Source organism: Gordonia sp. (in: high G+C Gram-positive bacteria), assembly GCF_047600565.1.
In the GTDB taxonomy this organism is placed as follows: Bacteria; Actinomycetota; Actinomycetes; order Mycobacteriales; family Mycobacteriaceae; genus Gordonia.
In genome coordinates this window covers 1,373,493-1,388,058 of the sequence record NZ_JASGKN010000001.1, presented here as the reverse complement: position 1 = coordinate 1,388,058, position 14,566 = coordinate 1,373,493, and the positions used below count along the sequence as shown (strand labels likewise).

Here is a 14,566-nt window from a genome sequence, read left to right as displayed (position 1 = left end):
CATGAACAGCCGAGAACCCCGAGACCGCCGCGAGCACGAACTGATGACCATGGCCACGCGGAACCACCCCTGGTTCGCGGACCTGTTGTTCAAGGGCCTCGAGACCGGCTATCGCTTTCGCTTCGAGATCGCGCACGACGGTCTCGACGTCGACCTGATCCAGCGGCTGGAGGCGTCCAGGGCAGCGCGGCCCACCGTGGACGACTGGGAGGCCGAACGCGCCCGGGTCGCCGAGGTCACCGGCCGCGACCTGCCCACCGCCGACCACTACGAGCGCGCCGTCGGCATCCGCCGGCTGTTCGAGCAGCCCGAGCCGGAACCTACGCGGACCGTCACCGTCGAACTGCCCGTGAGCGCCGTCGACAGGTTGCACGAGATGGCCGTCGACACCGGCCTGGGGGACGCCGAGATCATCGCCCGCGCACTTCGTACGGCGACATCCGGCGACTGGATCCGCGAGCTGCGGATCACCCGGCCACGGACCAGGGCGTTCATCTCGATCACAAGCGGGCGGCCCGGAACCGTCCCGGTGTACTGGTACTGCGATCTGTTCGGACTGCGCGATCGCAAGAGCTTCGCCGAGGGCGCGGCCATCGACGTCGACGATGCCCTCGCCCAGGCGCGAGACCACCTGCGCGCGTTCGGGCTCTGAACCATCTGACAGACCCTCGCGGGGCTGGCGGCCAAGGCCGCCGGCCCCGCTCCATTTCGGCGCGTCGTGGAACCGAACGGCAGTCCTGTGCGTCTAAGGAACTATGGATCCGCAGACCCACGACGAAGACGGCTACTACGCGGCCGGCGAGATCGACGCCGCGTTCGAGGCCAGCCAGCCCATCGGCGACCTGCTCAAGTGTCTGGCCATGGAAGGGCTGCTTCGAACCTTCGGTGGCCCGACTGGAGAATGATCTACTTGGGGAACGCGCAGGGAGAGACGGTCCCGTCCACCAACGACACCTCGTAGTCCACGCCGTTCCAGCTCCCAGCCATCAGACGACCGTCTGCACCGATCCAGATCGCGGTGTAAGGCTTGTCGTCCTGGGTTCCGTGGGGGCTTTCCTGGATTTGCCAGACCAAGCCGCCGTCGCCGTTCACAGCAAAGACGTTGCGGTTGTAGACGACCCCTTCCGGCGGGGCCACCCGCACGATTCCGAGGTCACCGACATGCAATAAATCGGCCGCAGGGTACGGCAGTTCGACGCCAAGATCCGCAGCCGGTTCAGCCATCGGCATGCTTGAAATCGTAGTCAGCATCCATGAGTGCGCCAGCAAGTTCCGGATCGCTCGAATCGACCTCGCGTGCAGCCATCAGACCGATGTCCACCCATTCTCGATCTTCCGCGATCGGCTCACGGCTGTTGAGGCTCGCGAGCATGGAGTCCAGCTGCTCCTTCGCGTGCACGTACACGCCGTACTGGCTGTTGAGCTGCAATCGTTCGTCCACGATTCTCAGAGCAGTTACGGCGGACTGCTGCGCTTCCATTCTTGTGACCATGACCCTGCCTACTTCACACGATCGTCGAGGACAACTCGCTCACGCACTCATGCTTCGGGACCTGCCCGCAGCATCAGTTATCGGAGCGTCCAACCGACGCATCGACCGATCTCGTTAAGGGCGTCCGGATTCAGATCAGGGTAGTGGTCGTGAAACTTGGTCAGGATTTCCTCGACGCCCTCGCGCAATGACTTCGAGCCCCACTCAATTGGTGTGCTCGCCGCTTCTCGGGTGAGTCGAGTTACCTCCTCGGCCAGTGCCGCGCCGCGTTCATCGCCGAACCGCTTGCGAAGCGCGTCCTCATCCACACCTGGGATTGCCGTCTCGCCGATCGCAGTCACGATCGCTTCGTTCAGCGTCTTACTGTCCACATCCGCCATCGTTCACCTCCTCGTGAAGATCGTCGTGTGATGGGCTACTAGCCCGAGCAGCAGAGCGCCCGCCATCCTGATAGATGGCGGGCTCTTATCGTTGTGGGCTCGAGTCGGACGATCCGCGGTCCACTTGCTACTCGCTGCCGGCATCATCGACGTTCGAGACGTAGGGGTCGACCCCAGACTCGATCAGCCGGTTCTGGACCTTGAACAGCACTGCATTAGCAGAGTCCAAGCCCTTTGATGCCTCGTGCGCCTCCGCCTCGGAGACCTCATCCTCGCGCATCTCGACTTGATGAGCCCCAGCGTCATAGCGGACGTAGAACTTCCCGCCCTGCTCGAACACTGCGAACCCGCTGTCGTCCTGGAAAAGGTAGTGCTTCATTCGGAACCCCCTCTCGTCAGAATACCGGAGCCACGGTATAGCTGCCGGGCTCTACTGGCTTGATGACCGCTTCGGGGACTCGCCCAGGATATGTGAACCCACCCGGTCTCCAGAAGTTATTTGCACCGAACTCGTTGCCGCTTGGAATCCGCAGCCCCTGCGGTCGGGGAATGTCGATAAGCACTGGATTCTTGCCCAAGTATCCCGGGTCGAACCCGAGCAGTCGCTCGAGCGCCGAGACGTCGCCTCCCGCCTTCGCTATGGCATCCATGGCTACGGATCGCGGTAACACCCAGGTTTCCGAGTGCCCGATCCGCCCGTTCGGTGCTTTCGGTTGAATCCGCACCGCGCCGCCGTCGAATAGCCTTCGATGTGCGGCAATGTAGGACTTAGACAGATAAGTGCTGGGATCCGGCCTGTTCGGCTTCGGCGTATTTAGTACGCGCGTCTTGACTGCGATGTCGAGCGAATCTGCGTCGATCGACGTACCACGCTTGGGATACAAACTGCCCGATTTCCCGAGCAAGCGCCTCGCGGGGCAGTTCTCCCACTTTTTGGCAACGCTCTGCCCGACCCGACTCGCCGTCTGCTTTGCATGCGCAAGACCGTCCGAGACCTTGGCCATGCCTGCGCGTGCCGCGTCCTTCGCTGCGGCTTTGCCATCCTTGAAGCCCTCCTTGAGGGCAGTTCCAGTTCTGGTCACCGCCTGGCCGGCTCCCTTGGCGCCCGCCCCCGCGCCCTTGACCGGGATGATAAGCATGCTGACGCCGAAGACCGCGTCGCCGACCAAGGCGCCTTTGTCGGCGTCCGGGTCGGCGAAGTCTCGGAAGTCGACTCCGATCCAGGCCTTGTTGGCTCTGGCGGCGCGATCCACGGGGTTCTCCGACGGGACGTAGGTGCCGCCGGTCACGCGGCTTTGCGTAAGTCGGACGAAGTCGTAGCCATTGCGGCCGCCGACGATTAGCGGGTTCTGCGTCCAGAACAGTTCGCCGAAGGATTTGCCGAATGTCTTGTACGGGGAGCGTTGGGCGGCCCACGCCCGAGACATCCGCGCTTTCGGGTCCTCGGAGGGGACGTACTCGCCGGGTTCGCTGTGGGATAGCTGGTACTCGTCATAGGCGCTGCGGGCCTTGGCGATCGCAACGTTCTGGGTCCACCACAAGTTCGCGGTCGCCTTCACCGGACCGACGACAACGCCTTTCAGTTTTCCGGCGACCGCCTTGTCCGCGGACCACAGGAAGTCAACGCCCTGCCGCCACAACGGCCGCAGCTTCGTGCGTTTGATCTCCTCGCCGTTGGCGTCGAGCTCGACTTCGACGTCCTTGTCAGTCAGGATCTGCTGCGATCCATCGGGGCGGATCGTGATCTTCTTCCAACCTGGCCGAGGCTCGTCCGGTCCGCCGACGCGGATGGTGACCCGCCCGCGTTTGAGATCGACGTCCACCCGGTCCCTGCCGGTGTGGGTGATGGTGGCGGTGCCGTCGAACCAGCTGGTGCGGACATACCCGTCGGTGTAGGCGCCGCGCCAAGGCCGACCGTTCTCGTCGTAGTCGACGTGCCCGAGCTCCTTGCCGTCCTTGTCGACGATCGTGTCGCGCTTGCGGCCGGTCACCGGGTCGATCCGGGTGGTCGTTCGCGAGTGGGTGTCGGGGTTGGTGGTGACCACCACCTGATTGCCGTTCTCGTCGCGGCGGATCTGCGCGCGTCCGCCCAGGCTGTCGGGGTCGGCGGCCCAGCCGTTGCCGTTGGCGTCGACGTGCCCGACCTCGGTCCGCGGCTTCCCCGGCACCTGCTCGTAGATGGTCACCGACCCGTCGGCGTGCTCGTGGCGCTGCTCGACGCTGCCGTCGGGGCGCTGCTGGGCCTCGAACCTCTCGATCCGGCCGTCGGCGTCGACCGACTCGGTGACGTAGTTCTTGCCGTCCCAGGTCGACTCGTAGTTCAAGGCTGCTGGACGGCCTGCCACCGTCTGGCCCCACTGCGAGCCCGATACGTTCTCGCCGGGCTCGTACTGGGTGTCGTAGCCGGCGCCGCCGTCGGTGAAGGAGGTCCAGCGCTGGAAACCGCCCTGGCCGTTGGCCACGACGCGGCGGCGCTGCCAGACCTTGCCGTTCTTGTCGTACACGGTCTGGTCCACGGTCTGATCGCCGTTGCCGACCGGGATCTGGTTGACCACCCGCATCCCGTTCGGGTCCTTCGATTCCCAACTCGTGCCCTCGGCACGACCGCGCGCATCACCGAGGACCTGGCCGGGCTGGGCCACCATCGGCGCCTTCATCAGCCGGTCCTCGACCGCGTTCGTGCCAGGCCCTGCCACCGCCACCTGCGGCGTGGGCGAGCCTGCTCCGGTCGGGGCCGGCGCCCCTGGTGCGCGGGGTGCGCCGCTAGCTGCACCAGGCGTGGTGCCCGCGGCCTGTGGACCGGCCGCACCAGGTGCGCCCGCAGCAGGCCCGCCGGCTCCTGGCGCCGCAGGTCCCGGGGCTCCTGGTCCCGCAGGTGCTCCAGGTGGCCGGTGGCCTTCGGTCGGTGCCGCAGGCGGGGTTGTTCGCGAAGCCGGTGGTGGCGGTGGAGGTGCGGGGGTCGGCGTCGGGCGCGTCGGCGATTGGGTCGCCGAACCCTGGCCAGGGGCCGCTGCCGGCGGCGGGGATGCCGAGCCCGGGCCCGGAGCCGGTGCGATCCGCGACCCCGACGAGGCCGGAGGAGGGGAGTTCGAGGGCTGCGGCGGCGCCGGTGGCGGCGTCGGCGGCTTGGGAGGGATCGGGGCCATCGCTACTGCTCGCTCGTGGAGGCGATGAGGATTTCGTTGATCGGCGGCACCAATCCCTCGGCCAGCTCGATCGAGCCGAGCATCGCGAAGTAGTCCTCGGTCAGCTTCTCGAAGTCGTCGAACCCGGCGACCAGCGTCGCCAGGACCTCCAGCGTGCCGCCCACCTGCAGGTCCATGATTGTCTGCGCCACCACGACCTCGCCACCAGCGGTGAAGAACTGCGTCCCCGAGCCCTCAGTCGCCGGATCGAGGCCCAGTTCGTCGGTCATGTCGTGGAATTCCAGGGTGTCCGCGTCAATGTCAAAGCCCTCGCGCGCTCGTTGCAGCTGCTCGACCACCAGCGGCTCGGTCACGTAGCCGTGGCGCCACTCGATGCGCGCCGAGGGCACCTCCGGGTTGTGGATCGTGGCCGAGAACCACTCCGGGCCGCGCTCGGTCACCGGCTCGTCGACCAGCCACGGCGAGCCCAGGTCGAAGGAGACCACCGGCAGCACCCGCCACTGTTCATCTGGCACCGGCCCGCCTCCCGTCGCCGTAGACTCCGCTTCCATGACGCTGCACAGCGTAGTCCGCCAGGCGCCCGACCCGCGGCGAGACGGGCCAACGATCGCGGGCGCCGAACGCGGCATCGACCCGAAGACCTGGCGACTCATACCGGTAGCGGTGGTCCCTCTGGACCCGATCGCCCCCACCAGCGTCATCACCGCCATGCTGGCCATCGGCGCCACCCGCATCCACGCCAACGTCTTCGGCCCCGCGGCCTACGGCGAACTCCCGCGTGAGCCGGTGGCCATCGACACCGACCCCGCCCGCCCAATGTCGGCGCTGCTGGGCGCGCCCACCGGCGGCGACCTGGCCGCCCTTGCCGACGAGGACCCCGCTCCCTCGGCCCACGAGATCGACGCCTACACCGACCAGCGCACCGGCACGCGCGCCACGGTCATCTCGCAGCTGCCGGGCCGGGTGCCCATCACTGCCGGCCAGTTCGAGCGCGCAACCGCGCTCATCGCTGGTCGCCACGGCGGCTACTTCGCCGACATCACCCCAACGACCGCCGATTCACTGATGCCGGCGGCACTGAATGCTGCCCGCTTCGTCATCGCCGTCGCGTCCACCGATGACGTCCCGGCGTGGCTGCACGACACGCCCAACCCCGTCCAGCCGTTCCTCGACGCTGGACGACTGGCCATCGCCAATCTCCACGGCACCACGACCACCGTCTACGAGCGCTACGGCGTCCAGACCCTCTCGATCGGCTTCCACCTGTCCCAACAACCCGGCCCTCTGTTCGCGCCCTACGGCATCGACCTCCTGCGGGCCGAGACCGCCACCATCACGGCGATCATCGACGCCCTGGATGTCGCGCTCGGCGCACCCGACCAAATGGGTGCATAAGCGTGCCATCGTGCAAAGCCGACGTGGACGAACTCAAGGCGAGCGGATCGACCGCGTCATCGTGAACGTCCTCGAGATCCGACCCGCTACCCGCCGCCCTGTCGGTGTCCGACGTCATCATTGATCGCATGTCGAGCCAGTCGAAGTCCAAGAACAAGAAGAAGAACCGTCAGCAGAGCACGCCCAAGCCGCTCCCGTTGGCGCCGGCACTGTTCCCCGAGCTGAACGCGACCTTCTACACCGCTGATCCAGCGGCGTTCCTGCGCATGCGCATTGAGTCCCTCTCGCTGATGGCCCTGTCGACCGAGGAGCTCGCGCCGCTGCTGGCCACCTCCCGCCGCATCGGTTCGTTCTCCATGGCACCGTCGGGACCGCCCGACGACGACCAGCGCCGCCGCTACATCGCCGCCGAGGCCGTCATGATCCTGCACCACGGCGCGGAAATGCTGCTGCGGTTGTACTTCGCGCACCTGGAGAAGACCGACTGCCCATGGTTCGGCATGGCCTCGTCGACGAACTTCGCAGAGTTCAAGGACAAGGTCGCCAAAGCCACGTTCGACGATGCCGACGTCGCCATGGTGTTCCTGGGCGGCACCGACCCGCGCGACGCGGCGATCAAGGCCACCGACGAAGAGTTCGCCGACGCCGTGTCGGCGATTAAGCTGCTCCTGGGCCACAGCGCCGAGCGCTTCCTGGGCGAGGCGTTCCTCTACAACGCGGCCAAGCACGGCCTGACCACGGTGCAGGTCGACAACAGCAAGATGGAGTTCGTCCAAGGCGACCAGACCATTCCGCTCCACGACGGCGACATGCTCACCTACCTGCACGGTCCGGCCTCGCCGAGCGCGCCCAAGGACGGGCCTAGGAACCATCTGAGCATGACGGGCTCGATGCCGGACCAGGACCTCGCGGTGGCGACCATGATCTACCACGCGATCGCCGACCTGTGGCAGGTCGCACGGCGCCGCTACACCGGGCAGTCCGGCCAACTCGTCCTGTTCACGCGCGCATCCGTCGAGGCTTGCATCTACGGACCGATCGTCAGTTCCAACAACATCGTCCGCACCGTCGTGACGGAGCTGACCAAGCAGCGCCCCGACGGCAGCCTCACCGGCATCGATCTGCAGCTGCGCATGAACGAGGTGCCCGACGGATGGCACGCCGACGAGGACATGGCGATTCCACGCACCATCGACCTGCCCGTCAGGCAGCGCGACAAGAAGGTCCTCATCAACCCGTCGAACAAGTGGCTCCTGCCGATCTCGCCCAAGGGATCATCGCGAGTCTGATACCGGCACAGCCGGTCGCCGACGTCTCCTCGACCAAACAACCGAGGAGGCACCATGGCCAGCCAGATCCCGCTCGGCGTTGAAATCACCAACAGCTACGAGGACGGCGACGAGTTCGTCCACCGAATCGCGGTGGTCGTACATGCCCCGACGCCCGAGCAGCTCGACGACCCGGACCTGCTCCAGGACTGGGGCATCGACACCCTGCTCCCGTTGACCGGCGAGGGTCCGCACCGGGCGAGCCAGCACGCCTACTACGAAGCGGTGATCCGGTACGCGCCGCTAGGCCTACACGGTCTGGTCGGCTTCGAAGTCAGCGGCGAGGGTTGACTCGTAAGGACCAGCCGGAGGCGCCAGGCGCGACGCTATAGCCTGCAGAACTGGCTTCATATGGCCGGTTGATTTGGATGTTCGCAATCGAGTAGCCAGTTCAACTGGCCCTAGAGCCGTCATTCAAGACTCGATAGAGTCTTGAATGACGGCTTTGCCTTTTATTACGGCCCCATCCGGGGCTTAACCGCGTCTTAGACCCGTAAGACCTCTATATGACTTCAGTACAGGCGCTGGAAGGCCACCACAGATGTCTCGATTCGAGTCTTGAAACTCGCGTACACGGCGGGGACATCATCTGCCCTATTCGCCGATGCCAACGTTGCCGCCAGCAAGACACGTGAGCAGACCCCTGCTCACCGCACGGCGCCCGGATCCGGTGGGACCCTCGCCCGCATGACTCCTCGCCGAAGGTGCCCTCAAGGGCGCAGATGCGGGCCCCACCGTCCCGATCGCCGTAACCGGGACGGTATGCCAGGCTTCGCCTGCGTCATCAGAGGCACCCGGAGCTGGCCACCAGGCGCTGATGCGCCAGGTGGAAGCCCGAGGCTGTGACATGGCTCGGCGGGACTGCGTCCGCCTCGCAGATGCACCAGCTTGCGACCTCTGCGTCAGGCTCTGCGCACATAGGTCGCAAGCCGCGGGCTCCTGGCCTGCGGCAATGCTGGATTCCTGCACTGCTTGCGCCCTAGGGAGCAAGCGCTGCGACAAGAGCTTGCGACCAAGCATCGCCGCAGGTCACCCCGGCGCCTCCTCGGCCTTACGGCCTCGGTCGGCTTGGGGGCGTGGAAAAAGCCAAAAGGGCATAAGGGGGCGTGACGCACCTCGCCCGTTCCGCTTCGCTCCACGGGCCACGGCGCGCCGAGCAGAGCTCGGACGCCTCGGGCGCTACGCGCCCTCGCCCGGGCTGCGCCCGGGCCCCTGGGTTCGATGGCGACGCGCCGCTCCTCGCTCGCTGCGCGAGACTCCTCGGGTGCAGCCATCGACCTCTGATGAAGGCAATGCAGCCCACCGTCGCGACTGTTGCGGCGCGCACCAATGGACTTAGCCATTGGCTGTTATCGAGGGCTCAGCAGATCGGGGCAGTTCCGCACGCGGACCACGAGGCTGTAATCGTCTACGTGATTGCCCGCCGCGATCTGGGCGACCTGCTTCGCGAACAGGGGGAGGTCGTCGGCCAACTCGCGACCGCCTTGGTCTTCGCGCCACCAGATCGCCAGTTCGTCCGGGTCAGTCGTACCGATCTCGGCCATGATCCCCTTCCGGCGGGCACTGCGGCTGCCCCTGATCCCCATTTCGACGGCGACCAGATCGATGGCGTCCAGGTCGGTCCGCACTGTCAGGCCTTCATCGGCGTTAGCGGCCCGTGGAGCCGGCGGCGGATCAATTTCCGACGTTGCCCGCCGGGCGTTCAGGCGAGCCTGCCACGCAACTTCCATGCGCTGCGACGCGGCCCGTTCGTTCGCGTCGCAGGAGATTCGCCAGGCCCGGTCGATCAGCGTTTGGTGCGCCAGGTACACCTCAGGCCAGCGGTCGACAATCTCCGGCGGGCGCAGCTCCCCAGCCAGCACTCGGCGTTTGATCTCATTGAGCGTCGGCGGCCGGCCAGTGTTCAGCTTCGCAACTACCCGGCGCCAGTCGAAGTTCGCGCGGAGTTCGTCGTCGTAGAAGCCTTCGCGCCGCAGGTAGTCGATGTAGCGCGGCCATGCGTTGCGGCCGCCCATCGTCTCGACCTTGAAGCCGGGCAAGGCGGCTTCGACGGCCACCAGGTCTCGGGGGTGCTTGAACCAGAAGCCACCGTGGATGTGCGGGCGGCCCGCCCTGTTCTCACGAGCGGGGATGTGCTCTACGTCGATCCGATCCCCGCCGTCGACGGTTACCAGGTCGATGAGTGCATGAGCGTCGGACAACTCAGCGGCCGTCAGCGGTGCGTTGTTGTGCTTTGCGAATCGGAACCCGCGTGAACGAGTGCGGGATCCCATCTTCTTCCGTGTCATGTCAATGTCCTTCTGTGTAGATCGGTCGGAGGGTTCTATCGCCGGGTCGTCTTATTTGTGGGTACAGAGGCGACGCGGTCTGTTGCAGCTGTGACAGACAGCGATCCTCGGCACAGATGGCACAGGTGGCCGGTCGCAAACTGCGCCCACTGTGAGGCTGTGATCAGCCACGATCCGTTCATGGCACAGATGGCACAGTTGTCGCTCAAGGGACAGTGGCGCCCGCGCGCACGCATTACTGCTGGTCCGCGCTATTCCAGTGCAGAGCCGGCACAGTAGACGGCGAGAAATGCCATTCGGTTGCAGAGAAGTTTTTCTCAAGCCGGCCAGAAACCGGACAACCGTACACAGCTCGCAGATGTTCTCTGCTGTGGCGGGCACGGTGAAACTGCTGAAACTCATGGTGATCTCTCCTTTCTGGATGTCGTGGTCCGGGTACGGTCACGTGATGTCGTGGGCGGTTGCCCTCGATCCAGCGGCGCCGCCGACCCGTTCGCCAGCAGTGCGGGTGAACAGCGCCACGACCACCCGCGCCTCGTCCAGGCGCATCGGGGGCGCGTCGGCGGCCTGGCGCCGGGCCCACTCGCGAACCGGGTCGCTCAGCTGGTCGACGGCGGGCTGTGCCCCGGGGCTGGGGGAGCGCAGCGCCTCCAGCTCGGCGCGCTCGAAGCGCCACTCGCGGCCAACCTTGGCCGCCGACGGGACGAGGCCGTGCCGAAGGTGGCGGTAGACGGTGGAGTAGGCCCAGCCGTGCGCCAGCGCATCGGCGACGGACCAGATCTCGGGTTCAGGTGGGGACGCGGCCTCAACGGACCGGTCGAGTACGGGCGGGGACAAAGCGGGGCCTCGGCAGCTCGATAACTGCTGAGTGGCTCGGGAACTCTGCCCCGCCTATCGCCCGCCAGCTCGCGCTTTCGCTCCTGCTAGCCGCTGCCCAGTGTTGGTGCTCTGGACCACCTCAGTTGGTACACCTCGTGGCCACCATTCTACTGTTCATTGACTGTCGTGACCAGCGAAGACGGCTATTGTTCACCCCGCATAGGTGCATTTCGCCGTCTCTGGCAGCAACTTCTCCATCGTCTGCGGGGCCGCGGTGCTGGGGGTGCGTCTGCTCGGGGCGTCCACCCGTCTCACGGTGCTGCTGGGCCTGGTGGTGATGGCCGGGTTCGTGGTCCTGGTCCGGCCCACCGACAGCGTGCTGCGTGCCGCGATCATGGGTGGGGTGGGGTTGGCGGGGGCGCTCGCCTCCCGCCGGGCCCAGGCGTTGCCCGCGCTGGGTGCCGCCGTCGTGGTCATCATGCTGGTGTGGCCGCAGATGGCGGTCGCCCCGGGCTTCTGGCTGTCCGTGCTCGCCACCCTCGGCCTGGTGCTGTGGGCGGCCCCGATCCGCGTCTGGCTGGCCCGTCGCCGGGTACCGGACGCGCTCGCAGTGCTGCTGGCGATGAGTCTGGCCGCGCAGATCCTCACGCTGCCGGTGGTCGTCGCGATCTCCGGAAGGCTCAGTCTCGTGACGGTTCTCGCCAACGTGGCGGTGGCGCCGGTCGTCGGCGTGATCGCCCTGTGCGGCACGTCCGCCGCACTGCTCGCCGGCCTCGGGCCGCCCGGGGGTGTGCTCGACGTGCCGGCGGAACTGCTGATCAGGGCCACCGGTCCGGAGATGTGGTGGCTGGTGGGCTGCGCCGACACCCTGGGTGGTCGTGCGTGGGCCGCCCCGCATGTCCCGGGCCCGGTGACCGCCGCGGTGCTGGTGGTCGTGGGTGTGACGGTGTGGGTGATGGCCGGGCCGCGCCGCGCCGCGATCGTCACGGGTGTCCGTACTCCGCGACGTCGGGGGCGCGTGGCACGATGGTTCCGTGAGTGACCGGCTGTACCTGCTTCTGGGTGATGACGACTTCCTGACCGGTCGCGTCATCAAACAGGTGGCCAAGGACCGGTCCCGGGAGGCCGGGGCCGATGTTCCCGTCACCCGGGTCCGCTGTGGCGAGGTGACCGGGCCGGAACTCGCCGAACTGCTGAGCCCGTCACTGTTCGCCGAGGAGCGTATCGCGGTGATCGAGGCTGCGGCCGAGGCCGGCAAGGAACCCGCCGCCCTGATCACGGCGACGGCCACCTCGCTGCCGGAGGGCGTCACGATGATGGTGATCCACACCGGTGGCGGCCGCCAGAAGGCGATGGTGGGGGAGCTGAAGAAGGCCGGCGCCCAGGAGTTCGATTGTGCGGCGCCGAAATGGCCGAGCGACCGGCTGGACTTCGTGCGGAAGGAGTTCCGCAGCCTCGGCGTCCGGGTCAATCCCGACGTCGTCGAACTCGTCAGCGAACTGGTCGGATCGGATCTGCGTGAACTGTCGGCCGCCTGCCATCAGCTGGTCGCCGACACCGGCGGCAAGGTCGACGAAGAACAGGTCCGCAAATACTATGTGGGCCGGCCCGAGGTGACCGGCTTCGAGGTGGCCGACAAGGCGGTGACCGGCGATCTCGCCGGCGCGATGGAATCCCTCGCCTGGGCGCAGCATCACGGCACACCGCGCGTGCTGCTGGCCGATGCGCTCGCCGAGGCGGTGCACGCGATCGCCCGGGTCCGGACGCTCGGCACCACCGACAAGTACTCGGCCGCCTCCGAACTGGGCATGTCACCCGGACGCGCGGGAAAGATCCAGGCGCAGGCGCGGGCCTGGAACGCCGACGCCATCGGGCAGGCCGTGCTGGTTGTCGCCGACCTCAACGGTGCGGTCAAAGGCCAGGCCGCCGATCCGGACTACGCGCTCGAACATGCGGTCTCGACGGTCGCCCAGCTGCGTCCCCGCCGCGGGCGTTAAGCGTCGAGCTCACTTCCTACCCGAAGACACAACTCACCCCGGCGACCGCGTGGTGTCGGATATCGCCGGGGTGAGTGGGAAGTGCTGGTGCCTGATCGACAGGCGAACCGTCAGAGCTTGTTGACGGCGGTGGCCATGGCCGACTTCTTGTTGGCGGCCTGGTTCTTGTGGATGACGCCCTTGGAGACGGCCTTGTCGAGGTCGCGGCTGGTGCTCACCAGCAGCTCGGCCGACTTGTCCTTGTCGCCGGTGGCGACGGTCTCGCGGAAGTTGCGGAGCGAGGTACGCAGAGCCGAACGGATCGACTGGTTGCGCTGACGGCGACGCTCGTTGGTCTTGTTGCGCTTGATCTGCGACTTGATGTTTGCCACGCGAATATCCCTTACATCTGGTGTGAACGGCCGCGGTAGCGGCCTTGCGATCATGTCTTTGTCTGCGGGGAGCGGTCGACTCGCGACCTGCGTCTTCGCAACAGCAGTCAAGATTACCAGCGCGAGGGCATTGCTCCCAAATCCGCCGGGTCACCTCGATTAGGCTCAGCACCACTATGTCGATCGTCTACGTCCACGTCGGACTCCCCAAGACCGGAACCACGCATATCCAGGAGCGATTGTGGCGGAACCGCGACCTCGCCCTCGATCGGGCGGGACTGCTCTATCCCGGCGTGACCATGGAGGATCACTTCCACGCCGCCGCGCACCTGCAGCCCGAACGCTACCTGGACTGGGCGTCGCCGGAGGGCGCCGATGCGTGGCCGACGATGGTGGCGCAGATGAAGGCGTGGCCGGGGACGTCGCTGGTGTCGCACGAGCTGTATGCGAACGCCGGGCAGGAGGCGATCACGACACTGGTCGCCGATCTGAGTTTCGCCGACGAGGTGCACGTGATCCTCACCGTCCGCGACCTGGCGCGACAGTTGCCGTCGGTGTGGCAGGAGAACGTCAAGAACCAGCGGCCCACTTCCATGGACGACTTCCTGGCCTCGGTCGGCAACTACGCACCGGACGGTCCGCGTGATCCCGCGATCACCGAGGAGCCGTTCTGGGAGTTCCAGGACTACCCGGAAGCGGTGCGCCGCTGGGCGGCGGTGATCCCGGCCGAGCGGATCCATCTGGTGACGGTGCCGGCTCCGGGCAGCGCCGCCGACGGCGACGGTCTGTGGGAGCGGTTCCTCGCGGTGCTCGGGGTGGACCCGACCCTGCTGCCGGAGGCGGCGGACCGCAGCAACAGTTCATTGTCGGCCGCGCAGACCGAGTTCCTGCGCCGGCTCAACAGCCGGATCCAGCCCGACGACATCGACTGGTGGCGGTACGAGCTGATCGTCAAACGACGGCTGATCGGTGAAGGTCTGGAGAAGACCATCGACGGCAGACCGCAAGGCTTGACCGCGCCGCAACGCGAGTGGGCGGCCGGCGAGTCCGAGAAGCTCGTCGCCGCCGTCCAAGGACTGGGATGTTCGGTGTCCGGCACCCTCGACGACCTGCGGGTGGACACCTCCGGCCCACTGCAGGGCGCGGCGCCGGCCACCACCGATGAAGCGTTCGACGCCGGACTGGACGCGCTGGCGCAATGGATCACGGTGATGCCCAAGCCCGACGACCGTCCGCCGCTGAAATCGCGCGCCGCCAACGTCGTGCGCAGGGCGAAGCGTCGTGCGGTGGGTGTGAAGAACCGCTACTCGGGCTGACCGCTGCCGCGCACAAATGGCAGCACGGGCAAGA

Annotated in this window: 17 protein-coding genes; 8 read left to right on the top strand and 9 right to left on the bottom strand. The window is 66.9% G+C overall.

Features of this window, described 5'->3' with window-relative positions:
- Position 1: 1 nt before the first annotated feature.
- Both QM774_RS06745 and QM774_RS06740 read left to right on the top strand, forming a co-directional pair.
- Positions 2–652: a hypothetical protein gene (locus tag QM774_RS06745; RefSeq protein ID WP_414975144.1), complete on the top strand. Its 651-nt coding sequence runs from the start codon at positions 2–4 to the stop codon at positions 650–652.
- Positions 653–755: 103 nt separating this feature from the next.
- Positions 756–905 (top strand): hypothetical protein, encoded by a 150-nt coding sequence (locus QM774_RS06740; protein WP_414975143.1) that lies wholly within the window; start codon positions 756–758, stop codon positions 903–905.
- Position 906: 1 nt separating this feature from the next.
- Here the strand turns inward: QM774_RS06740 and QM774_RS06735 are convergent, their stop codons facing one another.
- From QM774_RS06735 to QM774_RS06710, 6 genes are all read right to left on the bottom strand, one after another.
- Positions 907–1,230, bottom strand: a complete 324-nt coding sequence (locus QM774_RS06735; RefSeq protein ID WP_414975142.1) for a hypothetical protein — start codon at positions 1,228–1,230, stop codon at positions 907–909.
- Positions 1,217–1,480, bottom strand: coding sequence for an immunity protein Tsi6 family protein (locus QM774_RS06730; RefSeq protein ID WP_414975141.1), 264 nt, complete (start codon positions 1,478–1,480; stop codon positions 1,217–1,219). The genes QM774_RS06735 and QM774_RS06730 overlap by 14 nt, the downstream gene beginning before the upstream one ends.
- A gap of 89 nt (positions 1,481–1,569) precedes the next feature.
- Positions 1,570–1,872 (bottom strand): hypothetical protein, encoded by a 303-nt coding sequence (locus QM774_RS06725; RefSeq protein WP_414975140.1) that lies wholly within the window; start codon positions 1,870–1,872, stop codon positions 1,570–1,572.
- 127 nt (positions 1,873–1,999) lie between these two features.
- Positions 2,000–2,251 carry a hypothetical protein gene (locus tag QM774_RS06720; RefSeq protein ID WP_414975139.1) on the bottom strand — a complete coding sequence of 84 codons (252 nt, stop codon included), beginning with the start codon at positions 2,249–2,251 and terminating at the stop codon, positions 2,000–2,002.
- A gap of 16 nt (positions 2,252–2,267) precedes the next feature.
- A complete protein-coding gene (locus QM774_RS06715; protein WP_414975138.1) occupies positions 2,268–4,529 on the bottom strand; it encodes a hypothetical protein in 2,262 nt (753 codons plus the stop codon).
- Between the two features lie 491 nt (positions 4,530–5,020).
- Positions 5,021–5,569: a hypothetical protein gene (locus QM774_RS06710; protein WP_414975137.1), complete on the bottom strand. Its 549-nt coding sequence runs from the start codon at positions 5,567–5,569 to the stop codon at positions 5,021–5,023.
- Between QM774_RS06710 and QM774_RS06705 the strand changes: the two genes are divergently transcribed.
- The 3 genes from QM774_RS06705 (at position 5,568) to QM774_RS06695 (ending at position 8,032) form a co-directional block, all read left to right on the top strand.
- Positions 5,568–6,413, top strand: a complete 846-nt coding sequence (locus tag QM774_RS06705; RefSeq protein WP_414975136.1) for a hypothetical protein — start codon at positions 5,568–5,570, stop codon at positions 6,411–6,413. The two genes, QM774_RS06710 and QM774_RS06705, sit on opposite strands and share 2 nt — an antisense overlap.
- Positions 6,414–6,541: 128 nt before the next feature.
- Positions 6,542–7,702: a hypothetical protein gene (locus QM774_RS06700; RefSeq protein ID WP_414975135.1), complete on the top strand. Its 1,161-nt coding sequence runs from the start codon at positions 6,542–6,544 to the stop codon at positions 7,700–7,702.
- Between the two features lie 54 nt (positions 7,703–7,756).
- Positions 7,757–8,032: a hypothetical protein gene (locus tag QM774_RS06695; RefSeq protein WP_414975134.1), complete on the top strand. Its 276-nt coding sequence runs from the start codon at positions 7,757–7,759 to the stop codon at positions 8,030–8,032.
- 1,058 nt (positions 8,033–9,090) lie between these two features.
- Here the strand turns inward: QM774_RS06695 and QM774_RS06690 are convergent.
- The gene (locus tag QM774_RS06690) at positions 9,091–10,029 is read right to left on the bottom strand and encodes a hypothetical protein (protein WP_414975133.1); all 939 of its coding nucleotides are present in this window, start codon (positions 10,027–10,029) and stop codon (positions 9,091–9,093) included.
- 441 nt (positions 10,030–10,470) lie between these two features.
- Positions 10,471–10,866: a helix-turn-helix domain-containing protein gene (locus QM774_RS06685; protein WP_414975132.1), complete on the bottom strand. Its 396-nt coding sequence runs from the start codon at positions 10,864–10,866 to the stop codon at positions 10,471–10,473.
- A 205-nt stretch (positions 10,867–11,071) separates the two neighbouring features.
- Between QM774_RS06685 and QM774_RS06680 the strand changes: the two genes are divergently transcribed.
- Positions 11,072–11,890, top strand: coding sequence for a ComEC/Rec2 family competence protein (locus QM774_RS06680; RefSeq protein ID WP_414975131.1), 819 nt, complete (start codon positions 11,072–11,074; stop codon positions 11,888–11,890).
- Positions 11,883–12,845 carry a DNA polymerase III subunit delta gene (gene holA / locus QM774_RS06675; RefSeq protein WP_414975130.1) on the top strand — a complete coding sequence of 321 codons (963 nt, stop codon included), beginning with the start codon at positions 11,883–11,885 and terminating at the stop codon, positions 12,843–12,845. The genes QM774_RS06680 and holA overlap by 8 nt, the downstream gene beginning before the upstream one ends.
- Before the next feature lie 110 nt (positions 12,846–12,955).
- Here holA and rpsT read toward each other — a convergent pair whose 3' ends face one another.
- Positions 12,956–13,216: a 30S ribosomal protein S20 gene (gene rpsT / locus QM774_RS06670; RefSeq protein ID WP_414975129.1), complete on the bottom strand. Its 261-nt coding sequence runs from the start codon at positions 13,214–13,216 to the stop codon at positions 12,956–12,958.
- 176 nt (positions 13,217–13,392) lie between these two features.
- On the opposite strand from rpsT, the gene QM774_RS06665 reads away from it, so the two are divergent.
- Positions 13,393–14,532 (top strand): sulfotransferase family protein, encoded by a 1,140-nt coding sequence (locus tag QM774_RS06665; protein WP_414975128.1) that lies wholly within the window; start codon positions 13,393–13,395, stop codon positions 14,530–14,532.
- The last annotated feature ends 34 nt before the right edge of the window (positions 14,533–14,566 follow it).

Coding starts and splice junctions, on each gene's coding strand:
- QM774_RS06745 (WP_414975144.1), top strand. CDS start 2: ATGAACAGCCGAGAACCCCGAGACCGCCGCGAGCACGAACTGATGACC.
- QM774_RS06665 (WP_414975128.1), top strand. CDS start 13,393: ATGTCGATCGTCTACGTCCACGTCGGACTCCCCAAGACCGGAACCACG.
- QM774_RS06700 (WP_414975135.1), top strand. CDS start 6,542: ATGTCGAGCCAGTCGAAGTCCAAGAACAAGAAGAAGAACCGTCAGCAG.
- QM774_RS06705 (WP_414975136.1), top strand. CDS start 5,568: ATGACGCTGCACAGCGTAGTCCGCCAGGCGCCCGACCCGCGGCGAGAC.
- QM774_RS06715 (WP_414975138.1), bottom strand. CDS start 4,529: ATGAAGGCGCCGATGGTGGCCCAGCCCGGCCAGGTCCTCGGTGATGCG.
- QM774_RS06695 (WP_414975134.1), top strand. CDS start 7,757: ATGGCCAGCCAGATCCCGCTCGGCGTTGAAATCACCAACAGCTACGAG.
- QM774_RS06735 (WP_414975142.1), bottom strand. CDS start 1,230: ATGCCGATGGCTGAACCGGCTGCGGATCTTGGCGTCGAACTGCCGTAC.
- QM774_RS06710 (WP_414975137.1), bottom strand. CDS start 5,569: ATGGAAGCGGAGTCTACGGCGACGGGAGGCGGGCCGGTGCCAGATGAA.
- QM774_RS06720 (WP_414975139.1), bottom strand. CDS start 2,251: ATGAAGCACTACCTTTTCCAGGACGACAGCGGGTTCGCAGTGTTCGAG.
- QM774_RS06730 (WP_414975141.1), bottom strand. CDS start 1,480: ATGGAAGCGCAGCAGTCCGCCGTAACTGCTCTGAGAATCGTGGACGAA.
- QM774_RS06725 (WP_414975140.1), bottom strand. CDS start 1,872: ATGGCGGATGTGGACAGTAAGACGCTGAACGAAGCGATCGTGACTGCG.
- QM774_RS06690 (WP_414975133.1), bottom strand. CDS start 10,029: ATGACACGGAAGAAGATGGGATCCCGCACTCGTTCACGCGGGTTCCGA.
- QM774_RS06740 (WP_414975143.1), top strand. CDS start 756: ATGGATCCGCAGACCCACGACGAAGACGGCTACTACGCGGCCGGCGAG.